Here is an 18,970-nt window from a genome sequence, read left to right on the forward strand (position 1 = left end):
GGTTCGGCTTATAAGATTGTAACGAAAAGCGGGACCAATGCCTGCTAAAAATGCCTAATCTTTCTGCTCCAAAAAAAAACGAAGCCAATCAGCCTCGTTTTTTGAATATAAAAGATTCCTTTATCTAGTTTTTCAAATCTTTAATCACTTTGAAAGCTACATCCACTTCGTTTTCGCTTACCATGATTGTAAATTCATTTGATGTAGAAATTACCTCATTGATAATAATTCCTTCCCAGGCCAAACGCTGGAAAATGAAATAATAAATCCCTGGAACTACAATATTCTCTTTTGGTAATTTTACTGTAATCGAAGCCAGATTTTCCAGTTTTTGAATCAGTTTTTCGGATGAAAAATGCTTTTCTACCAAATGGTTAACGCTGTTGCTTACAACGATGTTTGTTTCGTTCACACCTTTGGATGAGGTATAAAAAATATCTGGTAACGAATTGATGTCTGTAATTAAGTCGGCCTGTTTGTTCAAAACCGTATCGGAAACAGCAAACGTATAATCTGTCAAAGCAGATCGTACCGTGATTTCTCCTATGTTTTTTATTACTTTATTGATTTTATGGTTCAATCGAAAGTCTAATTCTTCAGTCAGTCTTTTCAGAGCCATTACTACGGCACCTTGTTTTACTTCTTTACCAAATTCGCTTTCCAATTCGGTCATAATATTTCTTGACAAAGAAGTCAAGTTGATAATGCCCAGCGATAAAGCATTCAATAAAAAAGGTTTTGTTTTAATGTAGTTTTCTACAATAGACGATACAGTTTTCATAATTTCAAGTTGGTTATTTTTTTTTTGTAGTTATACAGATATCGAAAAGGTTCAGTTTCTAATATCGGTGCAAATATATATAAAAAAACAATTTGTTACAAATATAACATTGTTAAATTTCTTTAAAAATGAAAAAAAGCATCTATAAGATGTTCAATAGCAAAGGATTTGCCTTCTTTATGAATGGCAATAATGTCAAAACGGACATCAATATCTAAGTTTTTTTGATTTACGTAGGAATCAACTGCTTTTACCAAAAGCTGAATTTTTTTTGGTTTCACAAAATCCTGTGGCAGGCCAAAATCGATTGACGAACGCGTTTTTACTTCTACAATGGCCAGCGTGTTTTCAATTCTAGCAATAATGTCAATTTCGGCTTTTTGGAATGTCCAGTTGGTATCAAGAATGGCGTATCCATTTTTCCGAAGATAATCTACCGCCAAGTCTTCTCCCAGTTTTCCAAGTTCGTTGTGTGCAGCCATTGAGATTTTAGATTTTAGAATGCAGATTTCTGATTTGAGAGAATAGAAAATAGAACATAGAAAATAGATTTAAAAAGGAGTCTAAAACATTTTTTTTCTATATTCTATGTTCTTTACTCTATACTTCTTTTTACTCAAAAACCACCGTATTGCAGTTTTCGTTCACATCCATGGTAATGATATTTCCCATAATCAAGGCTCTGTTGTCATGAACGTGCCCTGCCGGAAAATTATAGAGTATTGGAATATTGTATTTTTGTGTCACGTCCTGAACAATTTCGTTGGCATTTTTCCCCCACGGAATATCGTTGTCTTTCATTTTGGTCATGCCGCCCACGATAATCCCTTTGATGCTTTCCAGACAGCCGTTGCGTTTCAGGTTCATCATCATTCGGTCAATATGATATAGGTATTCATCAAGATCTTCTATGAACAAAATTTTGTCAGTGCAGTCAATAGCCGATTTCGATCCAAATAAACTATATAAAATAGACAAATTTCCGCCCACTAATTCTCCGGTGGCTTTCCCAAAACGGTTCATTGGGAACGGATCGATCTGATAGGATAATTTTTCGCCAAACAAAGCCGTTTTCAAAGTCGCTATCGATTCAGGAGCCGTTCTTTCTACACTCACGGGCATCGTTCCGTGTATTGATTTGTAACCCATTGTGTTGAGGTGGTTGTGCAGTACCGTCACATCGCTAAAACCCACAATCCATTTTGGGTGTTGTTTAAACTTGGTAAAATCCAACAAATCAATCATACGCACCGTACCGTAACCGCCACGGGCACACCAAATCGCCTTAATATTCGGATTGTCCATCTGTTGCTGAAAATCGGCCGCACGCTGTTCGTCAGTACCCGCCAATTGATTCAAATCCAGTCCGATGGTACTTCCAATAACGACTTCCAAACCCCATGAATGCAATAAATCAATCGTAGGTTTTAGGTTATCATCAACATTTTTTCGGGCAGTCGCCACAATGGCAACGGTATCTCCTTTTTGCAAATAAGGCGGTGTAATCATAGTAGTTTGCGCTTGACTGTTCATAGATTGTAAAGTAAAAATAAGCAATAACATCAGATACAAAACACTTTGTTTTTGAATAAAAGAAAATGGATTTGTATACATACTGTTCTTTTTGAAAAATTTATAAATTAAGGACATTTTTTTTTTGGAGCAGAAATATTGTGCATTTTCAGGAAGTATCCTCCCGCTTTCCGTTACAATCTTGCGTGCCGAACCCCGGCACACAAGGATTTCCACTCTAATCGGGGCTAAATGACAGCATTTGCTTCGCCTGTTCGCTATTGCTCGGGTGTGCTTTTTAGCCATTATCCGAAAAAGTAAAATCCGCCCCAAAGTAATATTGACCAAAGCAAATATAGGCATTTCTGAAATTAGGCCACAAATTTCATAAATTAACACAAATTATAGTTTGATATGTTTGGACTGCTTTTTTTAAAACATTGTTGAATTTGTTAATTCATCAAAATAAAAACAGGAATTCAAATTTTAACGAATAAGCAATTTGTGCTAATTTGTGGCAAAAATTTTCCACTCAAGCAATAGAGAATAGACATTTAAGGATTTTTCACTAGAGTTTGTCGCAATGATACAAAGAAATCCGATTTAATCTTTGCGTCTTCGTGTCTATTTGTGTGTGAAATATGGCTTAACTTAAAGACCTTTCGAGAACAAATAGTAAAAATAGATCCATTGTTTTTATTTGTAATCAAATTACTATATTTACAAAAATCAATAGCAATGCAAAAAAACTTTTTTTGTCTCATTTTGTTTCTTCTTTTTTCAAAAAACAGCGCACAAACCAAAGCTTTTGTGATACATACCGTGGCATTTTATAATTTTGAAAACTGTTATGATACCATCAACGATCCAATCATCAATGACGAGGATTGGACGCCTGCAGGAACCCAGCATTGGGACACCAAAAAATACCGTCAAAAACTTGAAAACTTAGCCAGAGTTTTATCCGAAATAGGAACTTCTGAAAACCTAAATTCTCCCACATTCATTGGCGGAGCCGAAATCGAAAATCAAACCGTCCTTGAAGATTTGATCAAACAGCCCAAACTCATTGACAAAGACTACGGAATCATCCATTTTGATTCCCCCGACAAAAGAGGAATAGACGTTGCTTTACTCTACCAAAAGAAACAGTTTCAGCCAACGAGTTATGTCAATATTCCGCTGTATATGTACAAAAATGAACAGCCACATAAAGAGGCTCAAAAAGAAGAAACTCCAGAAGATTCTGAAACCGAAGATGTAATTCAGGTCAGCACCAAGAATCACCGGATTTACACCAGAGATCAATTATTAGTAACTGGTTTTCTGAACGGAGAGGAGATTCACATTATTGTCAATCATTGGCCGTCGCGGGCTGGAGGAGAGAAGAAATCAAGTCCCTATCGGGAAATGGCTGGAGCTTTGAATCGAAAAATTATAGATTCGCTGCAACAGATTAATCCCGATGCAAAAGTGATAACCATGGGCGACTTAAATGACAGCCCGTTTAATAACAGCGTTAAAAAAGGACTTGGAGCCAAAGGAAAAATACAGGAAGTCCAGCCATTTGGTATTTACAATCCTTTTGAAGAAATGGCGAACAAAGGATTAGGAACAATTGCTTTTCGGGATGCCTGGGATATTTTTGACCAAGTGATGGTTTCCCAATCGCTGCTTCAAAAAGATTATAAAACCTTCCAATATTGGAAAGCCGGAATTTACAATAAACCTTTTTTAATCCAAAAAAACGGCAAATACAAAGGTTATCCGTTACGGCATTCCCTCACCGAAATTGGTTTTAGTGATCATTTTCCAGTTTATATTTATTTGATACGGGAGAAAAAGTAATGTTTGTTCTAACCGCAAGGAACGCAAGGGAAAATTGTTTTTTTTAAAATCGCAAGGTTCGCAAAGCTTTGCGGTCATTAAGCTTTTTAGCGTTAGTTTTTTTATTCTCCCCATAAATTATAGATACTCATTTCATTTCCTTCTTTGTTTATTATTACAAAGCCATTTTCCTCGATTGAGTCATCACTTTCTGGCTTAATAATTACAAAATTTGTTTTGAATTTATAAATTGTAATATCCGAATTTATCCATCTGGGAAAATCTTCGGAAATATTATCTTCAATTAATTTTGGAGTAAAGCCATTAGAAGTTAAAGGAAAAATAGCTTTGCCATTTTCTTTCCATTCTTTAATATTTTTTAAATTGAATTTCTCTATTCCCGTTAAAGTCCATCCATTTTTTACTGCAAAAGCAATTATAGTATCAGATGTGAATGTTTTTTTTGTCTTTGTTTTCCAATACATTGCTGCATGTCCTCCGTAAGGTCCTTGGTCACTTATATTTTCAATAATATAATTACTCTTATAATTTTTCCAAAATGCAGTCGGAATAAAATTATTACAAGAATTTAAAATAATGAAAGTGCAAAAAACAAGTAAACAAAAAATAATGCGAGTTAGTTTCATGTTTTAGTTTTTATTTTAATTCAACAGTTTTAACTTTTCCGTTACTCAATTTACCTCAAAAAAAATCCTTTGCGAACCTTGCGGTTAAATAGATTGCTTGATTGAAAATCTATAAATCAAATTTTCTCCCCTGTTCCGGAAAAACCAAATCAACGCCTAGAGCGTTTTCTTTCTTCAATTGTTCCTTAATCTTCTGAATATTTTTTGTGGGCGGTTTTCTATGCGTGATGATGATTTTTAAATCCTGCAGACTTCCTTTTCCGGCAAATTCCTCCAATTTGCTAAGTTCTTTCATTAAATGGTTGGGAGTTAAATGACCAAACAATGCCGTGTCCGGCTGTTCATTAGGAAATGAAACTTCAACAAAAATTCCTTTTAACTGTTTTTCTTTAATCAAAGGAGCAACGGCCTGCCATAATATCCGTAAATCATTGCTTTTTTCAATTTCATCTGGACCAGTGTCGCCTAAATACAGAACATAATTTTCTTGATATTTGATTAAAAAAGCATTACTCTCAAAGGGATTTACATGACTCAAAGGAAACGTTTTTACAGTCATTTCAGTATTGGTTAATTGTATTTCTTCTCCAAGAGGAAGCGTTTGGAAATGATATTTTTTTATTTGAAAACCCACACCGTCATCACCAAAATTAGCCCAGGTTTCTCCATTAAAATAATGGTCTTTCATCATTTCCATGCATTTTTTGGCTGCATAAACTGTCTTGGAAGAATCAGCTGGGGAGTTGATAATCAAACCTGAAACATGGTCAAGATGTGCATGAGAAATTAAATAACCTTTGATATATTTTCGTAAAACTTCATCAGCCGAAACCGTGAATGCATTGTTTGAAATTGCTTTTTCAATCCCAGCGTTTATAGTTCCTGCATCGAGGCAGATAAAAGCATTGGTGTTTTTAGGGGCAACTAAATAGGCCGAAAGATTGGTTTCATCAAGACCGCCTTTAACCCCTAAGGGAACAATGTTAAATGCTGATTTTTGGGCAAATAGCTGTGTCGCTATCAAAAAGAAAAAAATACTGTATTTATTTATTGAAGCCATTGTCAAAAGTTTTATGTAACAAAATTAGTTTCTTCTTTTTTAATGAATGTGTTTTTTTGGATAAATCGGCAAGGAGCCCTAAAAAATGCCTTAATTTTGTTTTTAGACAATGACTAAGCAGGTTTTTAAAATACAAGTATAAGATCTAAATTATAGGAATAGTTTTTTTGAATAATTGTTTAATAATTCAGAAGTTTTGAAATTCATTGTAAAAGAATATCTTTACATAAAAATACAACAATTTTAACCAAAAAAGTTACAATGACAACAATAGCAGATCAGTTTGGGATGAAAGAGGCATTAGCGAAATTGGGTGTTAAAGCCATAAATGAAGGAACTTCAACGGGAAATAGTCATTTTTCAAGCGGAGAAATTCTAGAAAGTTTTTCTCCTGTGGATGGAAAATTAATTGCTTCCGTAAAAATGACATCTCCATCCGATTACGAAAAAGTAATGCAGACTGCTACCGAAGCTTTCAAAACATTTCGATTAATGCCAGCACCGCAGCGCGGAGAAATTGTACGTCAGTTTGGAGAGAAACTGCGTCAGAATAAAGAAGCTCTCGGTAAATTAGTTTCCTATGAAATGGGTAAATCTTTGCAGGAAGGTTACGGAGAAGTTCAGGAAATGATAGACATTTGTGATTTTGCTGTTGGACTTTCGCGCCAGCTGCACGGATTGACAATGCACTCGGAACGTCCTGGACACCGAATGTATGAGCAGTATCATCCGCTGGGAATTGTCGGAATCATTTCGGCTTTCAATTTTCCGGTTGCTGTTTGGTCTTGGAATACGGCTTTGGCGTGGATCTGCGGGGATGTCTGCGTTTGGAAACCATCCGAAAAAACACCTTTGTGCGGGATTGCCTGCCAGAATATTATTGCTGAGGTAATCCGTGAAAATAATCTTCCCGAGGGAATTTCATGTTTGATTAATGGAGATTATACAATAGGACAATTATTGACTGCAGATAAACGTGTGCCTTTGGTTTCGGCGACAGGTTCTACCCGAATGGGGAAAATTGTAGCACAAACTGTTGCAGGACGTCTTGGTAAATCATTATTGGAATTAGGAGGAAACAATGCTATTATCGTTACACCGGATGCTGATATCAAAATGACGGTTATCGGTGCTGTTTTTGGAGCTGTGGGAACGGCTGGACAGCGCTGTACTTCAACCCGTCGTTTAATCATTCATGAAAGTATTTATGAAAAAGTGAAAGACGCTGTTGTTTCTGCTTACGGACAGCTTCGCATTGGAAATCCATTGGATGAAAAAAATCATGTTGGACCGTTGATTGATACACAAGCAGTTGAAATGTATAATAATGCATTGATTAAAGTTGTTGCCGAAGGAGGAAAAATTCTGGTTGAAGGAGGTGTACTTTCGGGCGAAGGTTACGAAAGCGGCTGTTATGTAAAACCAGCAATTGCCGAAGCACAAAATTCATTTGAAATTGTACAGCACGAAACTTTTGCACCTGTTTTATATCTGATTAAATATTCGGGAACTGTCGAAAATGCAATCGATATTCAAAACGGAGTTGCTCAAGGATTGTCGTCGGCGATTATGACAAACAATCTGCGTGAAGCGGAACAATTTCTGTCGGCTGTTGGATCAGACTGCGGAATAGCCAATGTGAACATAGGAACTTCGGGAGCTGAAATCGGCGGTGCTTTTGGCGGGGAAAAAGAAACCGGCGGCGGAAGAGAATCTGGTTCCGATGCATGGAAAATCTATATGCGCCGTCAGACCAATACAATCAATTATACTACGAGCCTGCCATTGGCACAGGGAATAAAATTTGATTTGTAGTTAATTTTACCAATAAAAAAAGTGGCTTGTTTATCAAAAAACAAGCCACTTTTTTTATTGGTATGTGAAAATTAATCTAAATTAAACGAAGCGCCTATACTAAAGGCAGCCTGATTGTTTAAATGATCAAATACATCTTTATTATCATTGTATTTTGCAATAGGAAAACTAAATTCAGTAAAAACACCAAAACCATCAGTAAAAAAGTAACGGCCTCCAATGTGACCTCCAAAATTGCGTAATCCTAAGTTCAGACCAGGATAAATATCCAATTGTTCTGTTCCAATTACGCTGCTTAAATTGGCGTTGAATCGGAATTTTGCATCAAAACGATCTTGAAATTCTGGTTTTATGTTTTCACCATTGATACCGGAGAACTCATCTACTCCTAATAAATAAGAAGCCACAAATCCATAAGAGAAATTTTCGCCAAGACCAAAATCTGCAGACCCCTGAATTCCTGTGCCGCCATCCTGTATATTGGCTCCAATATTAATTTTTGCATCTCCTTTTCCCTTAAAAGCCTGTTGTGCATTGACTAAACCAAAAGATGCTGCGAATAACAGTGTAATAATTTTTTTCATTTGTTGAAAATATAATTAGATAATTATTTTTTACAAATATAAGATTTAGATTCTATTTCGCCCTTTTTCTGTAGGATATAAAGCAGGTAAAAGTTCGCTTTGCCAAAACTCTTTTGTATCGACATCCAGAATTGTCAGCGGTCCTTTGAAAGCAGCACTGGTATCGATATTCCAGATATTTGCTTTTTGCACAGGAATTGTTTCTCCAATGCGGGAAACAGGTGTATGACCGATGTAGATTTCGCTGTATAATGTAAATCGTTTGGGATAATAAGGATGGTCGGGTTTCATTTTAGGATCTAATGCCAAAGCTGTTTCCCAAAGCGTTCTGTCCCAATAAAACAGCTTTGGAAAATATTCGTAATTTACACCATTCATGTTCGTAAAGCCTGCGTGTATGAACATTCGGTTTTGTTCATCTAAGTAATAATCTTTTAGCGATTCTAAAAAAAGGACATGCTTTTTTTTGGTTTCTCCATCTACATTTTCATAAGCCATAACGGTAGCTTCTCCGCCATGCTGATACCATTGTTCGTTGTCTTTATTATCCTTAAGCCATTCTCTTAAGAGCTCATCATGATTGCCGCGGATACAGATAACATCATGAGTTTTTTGTAATTCAATCAAAAAATTGATTACTTGCGGTGACTGGCTCCATCCGTCTACATAATCACCCAAAAAAATGAGTTTGTCTTCTGTGCTTACATTTGCTCTTTCCAGAATTTGATGCAGGGCTCTCAAACCGCCATGTATATCTCCTATTACTAATGTTCTCATATTCTCAATTTGTTCTTTTACAAAAATAGCAGAAAAGTAGAATCGATGGTTTTTTTTAAGGAGATAAAGCAGTTTATCAGTAAAAATGAAAATAGAATGTAAAGAGCTTGAGTTTCAGGCACAAAGTGATTTTAAAAACAATGTAAGAAATAAGCAGTAAATAAATTTAAGTTTTTATTAAGAATAAATCGGTCGAAAGGTCATTTATAACCGTTGAATTTCAATATGATAATGAACTAGGTATAGTAATTTTCAGTATTTTTGAAGTCCAAAATATCATTATTTTTAGGGATTGTTTTGTATTAGGAATCATTGTAATTTTACTTAAAATTTTTCAAAATGAATGCACTTCTCACTTTCTTGCTTTTGATGACTAATTTTATCTGCCAAGTCATTGTTGATTTAGTTACTTGGGCAGCGGAGCTGTTCAGCTGATTAAAACTATCCGATGATGCAGTAATACAGTTATTGGACATCATACTTCATTTTTCTTAAAATTCGTAAAGCCTCTTTAAACGAAAGATATATTTGTGTAAAAGGTTTCAGTAATTCTTTGGAATCTATAAGCTTTTGTTTAGCATCTTCAAAATCATTGAGATAGCAGATCATAAAGGTGGAAGGCAGATGATTTAAATCCTTTTTTTCCCGCTCTGTCAGTTTAATGTTTTTTTCGAGTTTATTTAGTAAAGCAATGTTCGAATTATAAACATGGAATAACATTTTCTTATCATATTGCGGCGGTTCAAAAAGTATTTTTCGGTCAATTTTATAATATCCGTTATCCTGAAAATGAATTGTCTGCTCTTCGAGAGGATAATAACTTGTCTTGTCATTCAAATCCAAAGGAACGTATTCAATAATCGTAAAACTGTCCTCATCATAAGTAATTTCAACTACATCCTGAGCTGAATAAAATAATTTAATCTGTTCGTTAATCAGCTCGATATCAACTCGGGACAAGTACGTTTTATTTTTGGATTTTTTGATAATTCCTGCCCAGCAGATAACGAATAATTCTTTGAAAACATAGTATTTTGGAGCCATGTCCTTATGGCGGTAATTCATAAAATCAATCACGCCGTCGAGTGTATATTTGATGCTGTTTCTAGAATTGTTTTCAATACCGATAACGGTTTCGGTATTCTGGAAGTTTTTCTCTACTTCACCCTCAACGGGCATTGTATTGCTTCCCTTTCGGATAAAAACAGTGTTGGCTGTAATTGTATGTATGCCTTTTTTGAAAAAAGAAGTTTTACTATTGGGTTTTATGGTAACCAAACCAATTACTTTGTCTTTTGGCAAATTAGGGAAAGGCACATTTTCATATTGAATTCTGGGCGGATTTTCAAGAAAAGCATTTACTAGATTCTGAATCCGGCTGTCGTCAAAAAAATCATCTCCTACAATCTGATTATTTTCATCTTCGACACCAACCACTATATAAGAATTGTTTGTAGGATTAGAATTGGATAAAGCACAGATGTGTTTCAAGAATTTTGCTTTGCCTTCCCTGGTGTGTAAATTTAACTGTCTCTTTTTATCATAAAAACTGCTTTCATCATTGTGAGCAAGAAGATTTTTGATAAGAAGCCTTTTGTTAATCATTTGATTTATAATTACCGATTAGTTGCTAATGGCTTGATATATAGTAAACTGGCAAAGTGTTTTGAATTGTAATCCTAATATTAAACCTAAAAACGTTAATTTACATCTTTTCCGGTACTCGCTTTCCAAAGAGAGAACCAGTCTTCCAGTTCCATTTCAATAGAGGCGGCCTGCATTAAATTGGTTAGCCTGTTTTTGTCGGAAGTACCACAGACAGGCAAAATTCCGGCAGGGTGTTTCAATATCCAGGACAATAAAATAATATCATTGGCCACCTCATATTTCGAAGCTAATTCATCTGCAGTTTTTTGAATACGCTGTGACTGCTCATCGTCTTTTCTAAAAACAGTTCCCAAAGGCGACCAGCACATGGGAGTAATCCGATTGGTCTGCATGTGATCAAGACTTCCGTCGAGCATTGGTTCTAAATTGGTGATTGAAAATTCAATCTGATTGTAATTTATTTTGGTTTTTGTTTCAATCAAATTGCATTGGCTTGGCGTAAAATTAGATACGCCGAAATCCAGAATCTTTCCGGTTGTTTTTAACTTTTCGACAGCTTCGGCAATTTCGTCAGCCTGCATTAACGGACTCGGTCTATGTAACAGAAGCAGGTCTAAATAATCAGTCTGCAGATTTTTAAGAGACTGCTCTGCCGAGGCGATGATATAGTCTTTAGAATAGGAATAATGCTTAATTGTGTTATTTCTGTTTTCAGAAATCATCTGGATACCGCACTTCGAAATTAACTGAATGTCTTTACGCTTTATCCTGCTTTCGCTGAAAGCTTTTCCAAAATCTTTTTCGGTTGTATATCCTCCATAAATATCAGCATGATCGAAGGTCGAAATACCATTTTCGAGGCATGAGTTCATAAGACCTATCATTTGTTCCGTGCTGCAGTTTCTGCCCCAGATTCCCCATGTCATGGTACCGGCAATAATTTTTGAAAATGGAATTTTACTCATGGCTTACTTTTAATATCCCCTAATGATTATGGGGCTGGTTCTATGAAATTGAGTTTTATTTTTTATTGTTCTTAAAAATAGATAAAAGCAATCATAATTCGTCCTTAAAATTAGGGGATTCGCCGAAGTTTTAACCATTTTTTAACATCTTACTTCTAAAAAAAAATTCAATTTGCACCATCAAATAAAAGATGCCAAAAACAAGAGGCTTAAATATAATAATATGGAACAAAATTCAGCGACTTTAGACATTAGAGCAATCAATGAAAAAATCGAAAGAGAAAGTGCTTTTATAGACCTTCTCACAATGGAAATGAACAAAGTTATTGTGGGCCAGAAACATATGGTCGAAAGATTGTTAATCGGACTTTTGGGACAAGGGCATATTTTATTGGAAGGGGTTCCTGGATTGGCGAAAACATTAGCCATAAATACACTTTCACAAGCTATTCAAGGTTCTTTCAGCAGAATCCAGTTTACGCCGGATTTATTACCTGCCGATGTTATAGGAACCATGATTTACAATATTAAAGCTAATGAGTTTTCTATAAAAAAAGGACCAATTTTTGCAAATTTCGTTCTTGCTGATGAGATTAACCGTGCTCCTGCCAAAGTACAGTCTGCTTTACTGGAGGCGATGCAGGAAAAACAGGTTACTATTGGCGATACTACTTTCAAATTAGATAAGCCGTTTTTAGTTTTGGCAACTCAAAACCCTATTGAGCAGGAAGGAACATACCAATTGCCTGAAGCGCAGGTGGATCGTTTTATGCTGAAAACTGTTATTGATTATCCAAAAATGGAAGATGAGCGTTTGGTAATCCGCCAGAATCTTAAAGGAAGTTATGAAAAAGTAAATCCTGTAGTTTCTGTTGAACAGATTTTAAGAGCTCAGGAAGCTGTCCGTGAGGTTTATATGGACGAAAAAATAGAGAAGTACATTCTGGATATTATTTTTGCTACTCGTTATCCGGAGAAATATAAATTAGCTGATTTAAAACCTTTAATCAGTTTTGGAGCATCGCCTCGTGGAAGTATTAATCTTGCTACAGCGGCAAAATGTTATGCTTTTATCAAACGACGCGGGTATGTAATTCCTGAAGATGTTCGTGCTGTTGTACATGATATTTTACGCCACAGAATTGGAGTTACTTATGAAGCTGAAGCCGAAAATATTACATCGGTTGACATCATCAATAAAATCATAAACGAAATTGAAGTTCCTTAGTAGCATTAAGCTATAAGCGTTAAGCTGTACGCCTAATGCCTAATGCCTAATGCCTAATGCCCAAAAAAATGGATACAAAAGAGCTTTTAAAAAAAGTACGTAAAATAGAAATCAAAACCAGAAGACTGAGCGATCATATCTTTTCGGGCGAGTACCATACATCGTTTAAGGGCCGGGGAATGACATTTAGTGAAGTTCGACAATATCAGTTTGGCGACGACATCCGTGCTATCGATTGGAATGTAACTGCCCGTTATAATGAAGCTCACGTTAAAGTTTTTGAAGAAGAAAGAGAATTGACCATGATGTTAATGGTTGATATTTCTGGTTCTGAAAGTTTTGGCTCTAAAAATCAGTTTAAAAAAGAAATTGTTACCGAGATTGCTGCTACAATGGCATTTTCGGCTACTCAGAACAATGATAAAATTGGATTGATTTTATTTTCAGATCAGATCGAATTGTACATTCCGCCAAAAAAAGGAAGATCGCACGTGCTGCGTATCATTCGTGAGCTGATAGAATTTGAGCCAAAAAGTTATAAAACAGATATTGCCCAGGCTTTGAAGTTTTTATCGGGTACCCAAAAAAAGAAAGCCATCGTGTTTGTCATTTCCGATTTCATGTCGGGTGAATATGAACATACTTTGAAAATAGCTTCAAAGAAACACGATATTACGGGTATTAGAGTGTATGACATCCGAGAAGAAAAAATACCAAATTTAGGTATTGTTCCTATGCTGGACGCAGAAACAGGCGAGACAAGACTGATTGATACAGGTTCGAAATCGGTGAGGATGAATTATGAGAAACATTACCATGATAATGTGAATTATTTCAAGGAGACTTTTAGCAAATCAGGTTCGGGTGTTGTAAATACTAGAGTTGATGAAAGCTATGTTACCAAATTATTAGGCTATTTTAAATCGAGGTAGGGATTTCAGATTGAAGATTAACGATTTTTGATTGCTGATTTTCTGAAATGAGATAAAGATTTTTGAATCATGAAAAATGATATATTAGGTAAACTAAATATATGTAATGAATAAACAAGAACTTGAAAACAGATTAATAGATTTTGCAGCTGCTATAATAATTTCGGCAAGTACTTTTAAAACAAGTTACGCAGGAAATCATTTAGGGGGACAAATAATTAGATCTGGGACTTCACCGGCATTAAATTATGGTGAAGCCCAAAGTGCAGAAAGTACTAAGGATTTTATTCATAAAATGGGTATTTGCTTAAAAGAATTAAGAGAAACGTTTGTGTGTTTAAAAATAGTTGAAAAAGCAAAGTTAAGTTCAGATTTAAATAATTTAATGATGGCAAAGACAGAAGTAAATGAATTGATTTCTATTTTCGTATCAAGTATAAAAACCGCAAAAACAAATTTGAAATAATATATTTTTTTGATTGAATAACAATTTTAGTTCAGAGAATAAATCTTAAATCAAGAATCGTTAATCTTTAATCAAAAATCAAATTTCCAAAATCAATGTTTAAAAAACTATTATTATTCTTACTCATTTCAACTTCTATTTTTGCCCAACAAAAAAAAGTAGAAACAAGTATCGATACCACAAAAAATAAAATTGGAGCAGAGTTTAAATTGACTTTAAAAACTTCTGTGGACACTTTGTCTAAAGTTGTTTTTCCAAAACTGAAAAACATTGGAGCGCTGGAAGTAATTCAGTCTTATCCAATTGATACTATCAAAAAAGACGACCGTTATGAACTAATTAAAAAATACGGTCTGACTCAATTTGATTCGGGGCGCTACACCATTCCGAGCATTAAAATCTTAATTAATAATAAAGAATTTTTGAGCGACTCCCTCAAAGTTGAGGTTGCCAATGTGCAGGTCGATACATTAAGACAAAAAATGTATGACATTAAGGAGATTGTAAAAGCCGAAGATTCGATAGGTGACTGGTGGAAATATCTTTTGGGAATTATATTAATCTTAGGAATTGGAGCTTTTGTTTATTGGTACACCAAAATCCGCCAGAAGAAGAAAATTGAAGAAAAAGTTTATAAAACGCCGATTGAAAAAGCAACAAGTTTACTAAATATATTAGAAAAGAAAGAACTTTGGCAGCATGGTGAAGTCAAAGAATACTATAGTGAACTGACTGATATTGCCAGAAATTATATTGAAGAAGCTATAGAAATTCCGGCAATGGAAAGCACTACTTCTGAGTTGATTGAAGGATTGAAAAAAGCTTCTTTAAAAAAGAAAATGAAGCTTTCGCAGGAAACTATAGAAAATTTATTTGCTGTTTTAAAACAAGCCGATTTAGTAAAATTTGCTAAGTCAACGCCTTTGGAATTTGAAATTACGGATGATAGAAATAAAATTCAAAAAGCGATTTTGACACTGGATGAAGCGATTCCGGTTGAGGTACCAATCGAGGAAGATACTATTTTGAATGAAGCTCAAAAGCAGAAACAGATTCAAATTTTGCTTAGAAAAAAGAGAAACCAGCGTATTGCAATATCAATTGGATCGGTTGTTTTCTTGCTTTTTGCAACTACAGCTTACTTTATTGCCACCAAGGGATTTGATTATGTAAAAGACAATATTCTTGGACATCCAACCAAAGAGCTGCTGGAAGGAGAATGGGTTAAAAGTGAGTATGGAAATCCAGGAGTCATTGTAGAAACTCCAAAAGTTTTGAAACGAATAGATTTGACAAAATCATTGCCAAAAGACGGTATGGCACTCATTAAAGAAATGCAGTCATTTGGATACGGAAGTCTGTCAGATAATTTTTATATTATGGTATCCACTATGAAATATAAAAAAGAAGGAGCATTGGATTTGTCAAAAGCTATTGAAAGTTCATTGAAAGTATTGGAAACTCAAGGAGCACAAAATATGATTGTTAAAGAAGAAGATTTTCAGACAAATAAAGGAATAACAGGGAAAAAAGGATACGGAACTTTTTCTAGAATCGACGGCGAAAATCAATCAAGTTCCAAAATATATTATGAAATAGTGCTTTTTGGACAAGAAGGAGGATTACAGCAGCTGCTTATTCTTCATGAAGAAGGAGATAAATATGCAACGGAATTGACAGACCGTATAATGAATTCGGTTGAACTTAAATCAGCAGGTAACTAATGGAAAAAATAACCTTTTTAAATCCAGAATTTTTTTGGTTGTTTCTTCTAATGCCAGTTGCAATTGCCTGGCTATTTTGGAAAAGAAACCAGCAGACAGCGACCTTGAAAATGAGTTCGCTTCAAGGATTCAATGGATCAGAATCTTTATTAGCGAAATTAAAACCAGGGCTGGATATTTTAAGAATATTGGCATTGTCATTATTAATCGTTGCACTGGCCAGACCAAGAACGGTTGACATTAGTAATAGGACCAAAACCACAAAAGGAATTGATATTGTGGTGGCTGTTGACGTATCAGGAAGTATGCTTGCCAAAGATTTTAAGCCAAACAGAATGGAAGCGCTGAAAAGAGTTGCTTCGGTTTTTGTTGACGAAAGACCTAATGACAGAATCGGATTGGTAGTTTATGCTTCTGAAGCCTATACAAAATCGCCTGTAACAAGTGATAAAGCGGTTATTCAGCAGGCAATTCAAAGTATTAAATATGATAATGTCCTGCAGGACGGTACAGGTATCGGGATGGGATTGGCTACAGCCGTAAATCGTCTTAAAGACAGCAAAGCCAAAAGTAAAGTGGTTATTTTATTGACAGACGGAGTTAACAATGCGGGATTTATTGAACCCGAAACAGCTTCGGATATTGCACAGCAGTACGGTATAAAAGTATATACTATTGGTATTGGTACCAATGGAATGGCTGAATCACCTTATGCAATCGGTCCAAACGGACAGCTTCTTTTCCAAATGATGAAAGTAGAAATCGATGAGCAGTTAATGAAAAATATTGCTAAGAAAACAGGCGGTAAATATTTTAGAGCAACCAGCAATGATAAGTTAGCTGAAATATATAACGAAATCAATAAACTTGAAACTACTGAAATCGAAGAACTGAAATTCTATGATTATGATGAAAAATTCAGACTTTTTGCTTTACTGTCAGGGCTTTTATTATTGATAGAAATAGGTTTACGGAATACAGTTTATAGGAGTTTTATATAAAAAAGATTGATGAGTGAAGATTAACGATTTGTGATTTCTGATTTATTGCTGTCTGCAATCAAAAATAGTTAATCCAAAATCAAAAATTATTATGGAATTAGACGAACAAAAATATTTATACTTACTTTTTATACTGCCAATTGCAGCGGTACTTTTTCTGATTAATTTGTATTGGAAAAGAAAAAAACAGCGTGAATTTGGTGACTTGGAGATAATAAAAAGACTAAGCCCGGAGCGTTCTGTTTTCAAACCATTTTTAAAATTAGGAGTAATCCTTTTGGGATTAGCTTCTTTGATTATTGGTTTGGTTAATCCAAAAATCGGAACAAAAGTAGAAACAGTAAAGAGAGAAGGAATAGATATTGTTTTTGCAATGGACGTTTCCAAAAGTATGCTTTGTGAGGATGTAGCACCAAGCCGTTTGGAAAAAAGCAAACAGATTGTGTCGCAGATTATCAATCAATTGGGAAGCGATAGAATCGGGATTGTTGCTTACGCAGGAAGTGCTTTTCCAGTACTGCCTATAACTACTGATTACAGTGTTGCCAAAATGTTCTTGCAGAGTATGGGACCTGGAATGGTTTCTTCACAAGGAACATCGCTTGATGAGGCAATAAAATTGGCAGGGACTTATTTTGATGATAAAAGCAAAACCAGCAAATTACTAATCATGATTTCTGATGGAGAAGATCATTCAGAAGGAGCTGAAGCTGCAGCTGAAGAAGCTAAGAAATTAGGAATGAAAATTGTAACTATTGGTGTTGGTACAGAGAAAGGCGGAACTATTCCATTAAAAAGAAATGGAGTCGTAGAAAGTTATCAAAGAGATAATAACGGCGAAGTGGTCATTACCAAATTAAATCCAAACAGTTTAGCCACCATTGCAAAAATTACCGATGGCGGATATGTAAATGGAAACAATACTCATGAGGTACTGGATTACATAAAAGCAAGATTGGATAAAATTCAAAAAACCGAATTTGAAGCGACACAAATGGCCGATTTTCAATCGCAGTTCCAATGGTTTTTAGGAATTAGTTTTGTGCTTTTATTTATGGATGTTTTCTTATTAGAAAGAAAAACCAGCTGGGTAAACAAATTGAATTTATTTAACGAAAATAAATAGAGTATTAGAATCAGGACGAATTAATGCGTTAATCGTTATTCAATACTTTGTAAGGAACATTTAATGATAATGAAAAATAGAATTATATATGTACTGCTAATGCTTCTGACTTTTGTGGCCAATGCCCAAGAGAAAGACAAAGTTCTGCCTGAAGCAAATGAGGAATATGCAGCCAAAAATTTTGTTGATGCCGAAGCTAATTATAGGATATCACACTCTAAATTTCCAAATAGAACGGTAGCATCTTATAATTTAGGAAATGCAATTTATAGGCAGAATCAGTTTTCTGAATCCAAATATGCTTATGCGAATGCGTTGAAAAATCTAAAATTGAGATCGCAAAAACACAAAGCTTTCCATAATATAGGGAATGTTTTCATGAAAGAGAAAAATTATACTCAAGCGGTTGAAGCGTATAAAAATGCTTTGAGAAATAATCCTGAAGATGAAGAAACCCGTTATAATTATGCCTTGGCCAAGAAAATGTTAAAAGATAATCCTCCTCCAAAAGACGATAAAAATAAAGATAAAGATAAGGACAAGAATAAAGATAAGGACAAAGACAAGGATAAAAACAAAGATAAGAAGGACGATAAAAAAGATCAGGACAAGAAAGATCAGGATAAAAAGGACGATAAGAAAGACGGAGATAAAGATAAAAAGGATAACGGCAAGCCTAAAGATGACCAAGGGCAGCCAAAACCAAAACCTGGCGGGATTCCAAAACAGCGGATGGAAAATCTTTTGGATGCCGTAAACAACGAAGAAAAGAAAATTCAGGATAAAGTAAATGCCAATAAGGTAAAAGGAGCACCTGTAAAAACAGAGAAAGACTGGTAAAATTTAAGTTGATTCGTTTATTTGTTTATTGGGGCATTTAAACGATTAAACCGTTAAATAGTTAAACGATTAAAAAA

The 18,970-nt window shown here is 34.9% G+C and carries 18 protein-coding genes; 9 read left to right on the plus strand and 9 right to left on the minus strand.

Going from position 1 to position 18,970, the window contains the following annotated elements; translation table 11 throughout:
* Positions 1-124 precede the first annotated feature (124 nt).
* From OZP07_RS00425 to OZP07_RS00435, 3 genes are all read right to left on the minus strand, one after another.
* Positions 125-781, minus strand: a complete 657-nt coding sequence (locus OZP07_RS00425) for an aspartate kinase (RefSeq protein ID WP_194641403.1) — start codon at positions 779-781, stop codon at positions 125-127.
* Between the two features lie 122 nt (positions 782-903).
* Complete coding sequence (locus OZP07_RS00430; protein WP_281636881.1) at positions 904-1,263, minus strand: YraN family protein; 360 nt, start codon at positions 1,261-1,263, stop codon at positions 904-906.
* Between the two features lie 130 nt (positions 1,264-1,393).
* Positions 1,394-2,395: a S66 peptidase family protein gene (locus OZP07_RS00435; RefSeq protein WP_281636882.1), complete on the minus strand. Its 1,002-nt coding sequence runs from the start codon at positions 2,393-2,395 to the stop codon at positions 1,394-1,396.
* A 636-nt stretch (positions 2,396-3,031) separates the two neighbouring features.
* Here OZP07_RS00435 and OZP07_RS00440 point away from each other — a divergent pair.
* Positions 3,032-4,141: an endonuclease/exonuclease/phosphatase family protein gene (locus OZP07_RS00440; protein WP_281636883.1), complete on the plus strand. Its 1,110-nt coding sequence runs from the start codon at positions 3,032-3,034 to the stop codon at positions 4,139-4,141.
* A gap of 101 nt (positions 4,142-4,242) precedes the next feature.
* Here OZP07_RS00440 and OZP07_RS00445 read toward each other — a convergent pair whose 3' ends face one another.
* A complete protein-coding gene (locus OZP07_RS00445) occupies positions 4,243-4,767 on the minus strand; it encodes a hypothetical protein (protein ID WP_281636884.1) in 525 nt (174 codons plus the stop codon).
* Positions 4,768-4,876: 109 nt separating this feature from the next.
* Positions 4,877-5,827 carry an MBL fold metallo-hydrolase gene (locus tag OZP07_RS00450; protein ID WP_281636885.1) on the minus strand — a complete coding sequence of 317 codons (951 nt, stop codon included), beginning with the start codon at positions 5,825-5,827 and terminating at the stop codon, positions 4,877-4,879.
* A gap of 261 nt (positions 5,828-6,088) precedes the next feature.
* Here OZP07_RS00450 and amaB point away from each other — a divergent pair, with 261 nt between their 5' ends.
* On the plus strand, positions 6,089-7,642 hold the full coding sequence (gene amaB, locus OZP07_RS00455; protein WP_281636886.1) for an L-piperidine-6-carboxylate dehydrogenase: 1,554 nt from the start codon (positions 6,089-6,091) through the stop codon (positions 7,640-7,642).
* A 71-nt stretch (positions 7,643-7,713) separates the two neighbouring features.
* Here amaB and OZP07_RS00460 read toward each other — a convergent pair whose 3' ends face one another.
* The 4 genes from OZP07_RS00460 to OZP07_RS00475 all read right to left on the minus strand — a co-directional run bounded on the left by OZP07_RS00460 (position 7,714) and on the right by OZP07_RS00475 (position 11,576).
* Entirely contained in the window at positions 7,714-8,226 is a 513-nt protein-coding gene (locus OZP07_RS00460; RefSeq protein WP_194641398.1) for a DUF6646 family protein, read from the minus strand.
* Between the two features lie 45 nt (positions 8,227-8,271).
* Positions 8,272-9,003 carry a metallophosphoesterase gene (locus OZP07_RS00465; protein WP_281636887.1) on the minus strand — a complete coding sequence of 244 codons (732 nt, stop codon included), beginning with the start codon at positions 9,001-9,003 and terminating at the stop codon, positions 8,272-8,274.
* Positions 9,004-9,468: 465 nt separating this feature from the next.
* On the minus strand, positions 9,469-10,608 hold the full coding sequence (locus OZP07_RS00470) for an ATP-binding protein (RefSeq protein ID WP_281636888.1): 1,140 nt from the start codon (positions 10,606-10,608) through the stop codon (positions 9,469-9,471).
* A 95-nt stretch (positions 10,609-10,703) separates the two neighbouring features.
* On the minus strand, positions 10,704-11,576 hold the full coding sequence (locus OZP07_RS00475) for an aldo/keto reductase (protein ID WP_281636889.1): 873 nt from the start codon (positions 11,574-11,576) through the stop codon (positions 10,704-10,706).
* A gap of 223 nt (positions 11,577-11,799) precedes the next feature.
* Between OZP07_RS00475 and OZP07_RS00480 the strand changes: the two genes are divergently transcribed.
* The 7 genes from OZP07_RS00480 (at position 11,800) to OZP07_RS00510 (ending at position 18,893) form a co-directional block, all read left to right on the plus strand.
* Positions 11,800-12,804, plus strand: coding sequence for an AAA family ATPase (locus tag OZP07_RS00480; RefSeq protein WP_194641393.1), 1,005 nt, complete (start codon positions 11,800-11,802; stop codon positions 12,802-12,804).
* 68 nt (positions 12,805-12,872) lie between these two features.
* Positions 12,873-13,736, plus strand: coding sequence for a DUF58 domain-containing protein (locus OZP07_RS00485; protein WP_194641392.1), 864 nt, complete (start codon positions 12,873-12,875; stop codon positions 13,734-13,736).
* Between the two features lie 106 nt (positions 13,737-13,842).
* Complete coding sequence (locus tag OZP07_RS00490) at positions 13,843-14,202, plus strand: four helix bundle protein (RefSeq protein ID WP_194641391.1); 360 nt, start codon at positions 13,843-13,845, stop codon at positions 14,200-14,202.
* 95 nt (positions 14,203-14,297) lie between these two features.
* Positions 14,298-15,926, plus strand: a complete 1,629-nt coding sequence (locus tag OZP07_RS00495; protein WP_281636890.1) for a hypothetical protein — start codon at positions 14,298-14,300, stop codon at positions 15,924-15,926.
* Complete coding sequence (locus tag OZP07_RS00500; RefSeq protein WP_194641389.1) at positions 15,926-16,927, plus strand: vWA domain-containing protein; 1,002 nt, start codon at positions 15,926-15,928, stop codon at positions 16,925-16,927. Before OZP07_RS00495 ends, OZP07_RS00500 begins: the two co-directional genes overlap by 1 nt.
* 91 nt (positions 16,928-17,018) lie before the next feature.
* Positions 17,019-18,053 (plus strand): VWA domain-containing protein, encoded by a 1,035-nt coding sequence (locus OZP07_RS00505; RefSeq protein ID WP_281636891.1) that lies wholly within the window; start codon positions 17,019-17,021, stop codon positions 18,051-18,053.
* 69 nt (positions 18,054-18,122) lie between these two features.
* The gene (locus tag OZP07_RS00510; RefSeq protein WP_281636892.1) at positions 18,123-18,893 is read left to right on the plus strand and encodes a tetratricopeptide repeat protein; all 771 of its coding nucleotides are present in this window, start codon (positions 18,123-18,125) and stop codon (positions 18,891-18,893) included.
* Positions 18,894-18,970: the final 77 nt, after the last annotated feature.

The organism is Flavobacterium marginilacus, assembly GCF_026870155.1.
In the GTDB taxonomy this organism is placed as follows: domain Bacteria; phylum Bacteroidota; class Bacteroidia; order Flavobacteriales; family Flavobacteriaceae; genus Flavobacterium; species Flavobacterium marginilacus.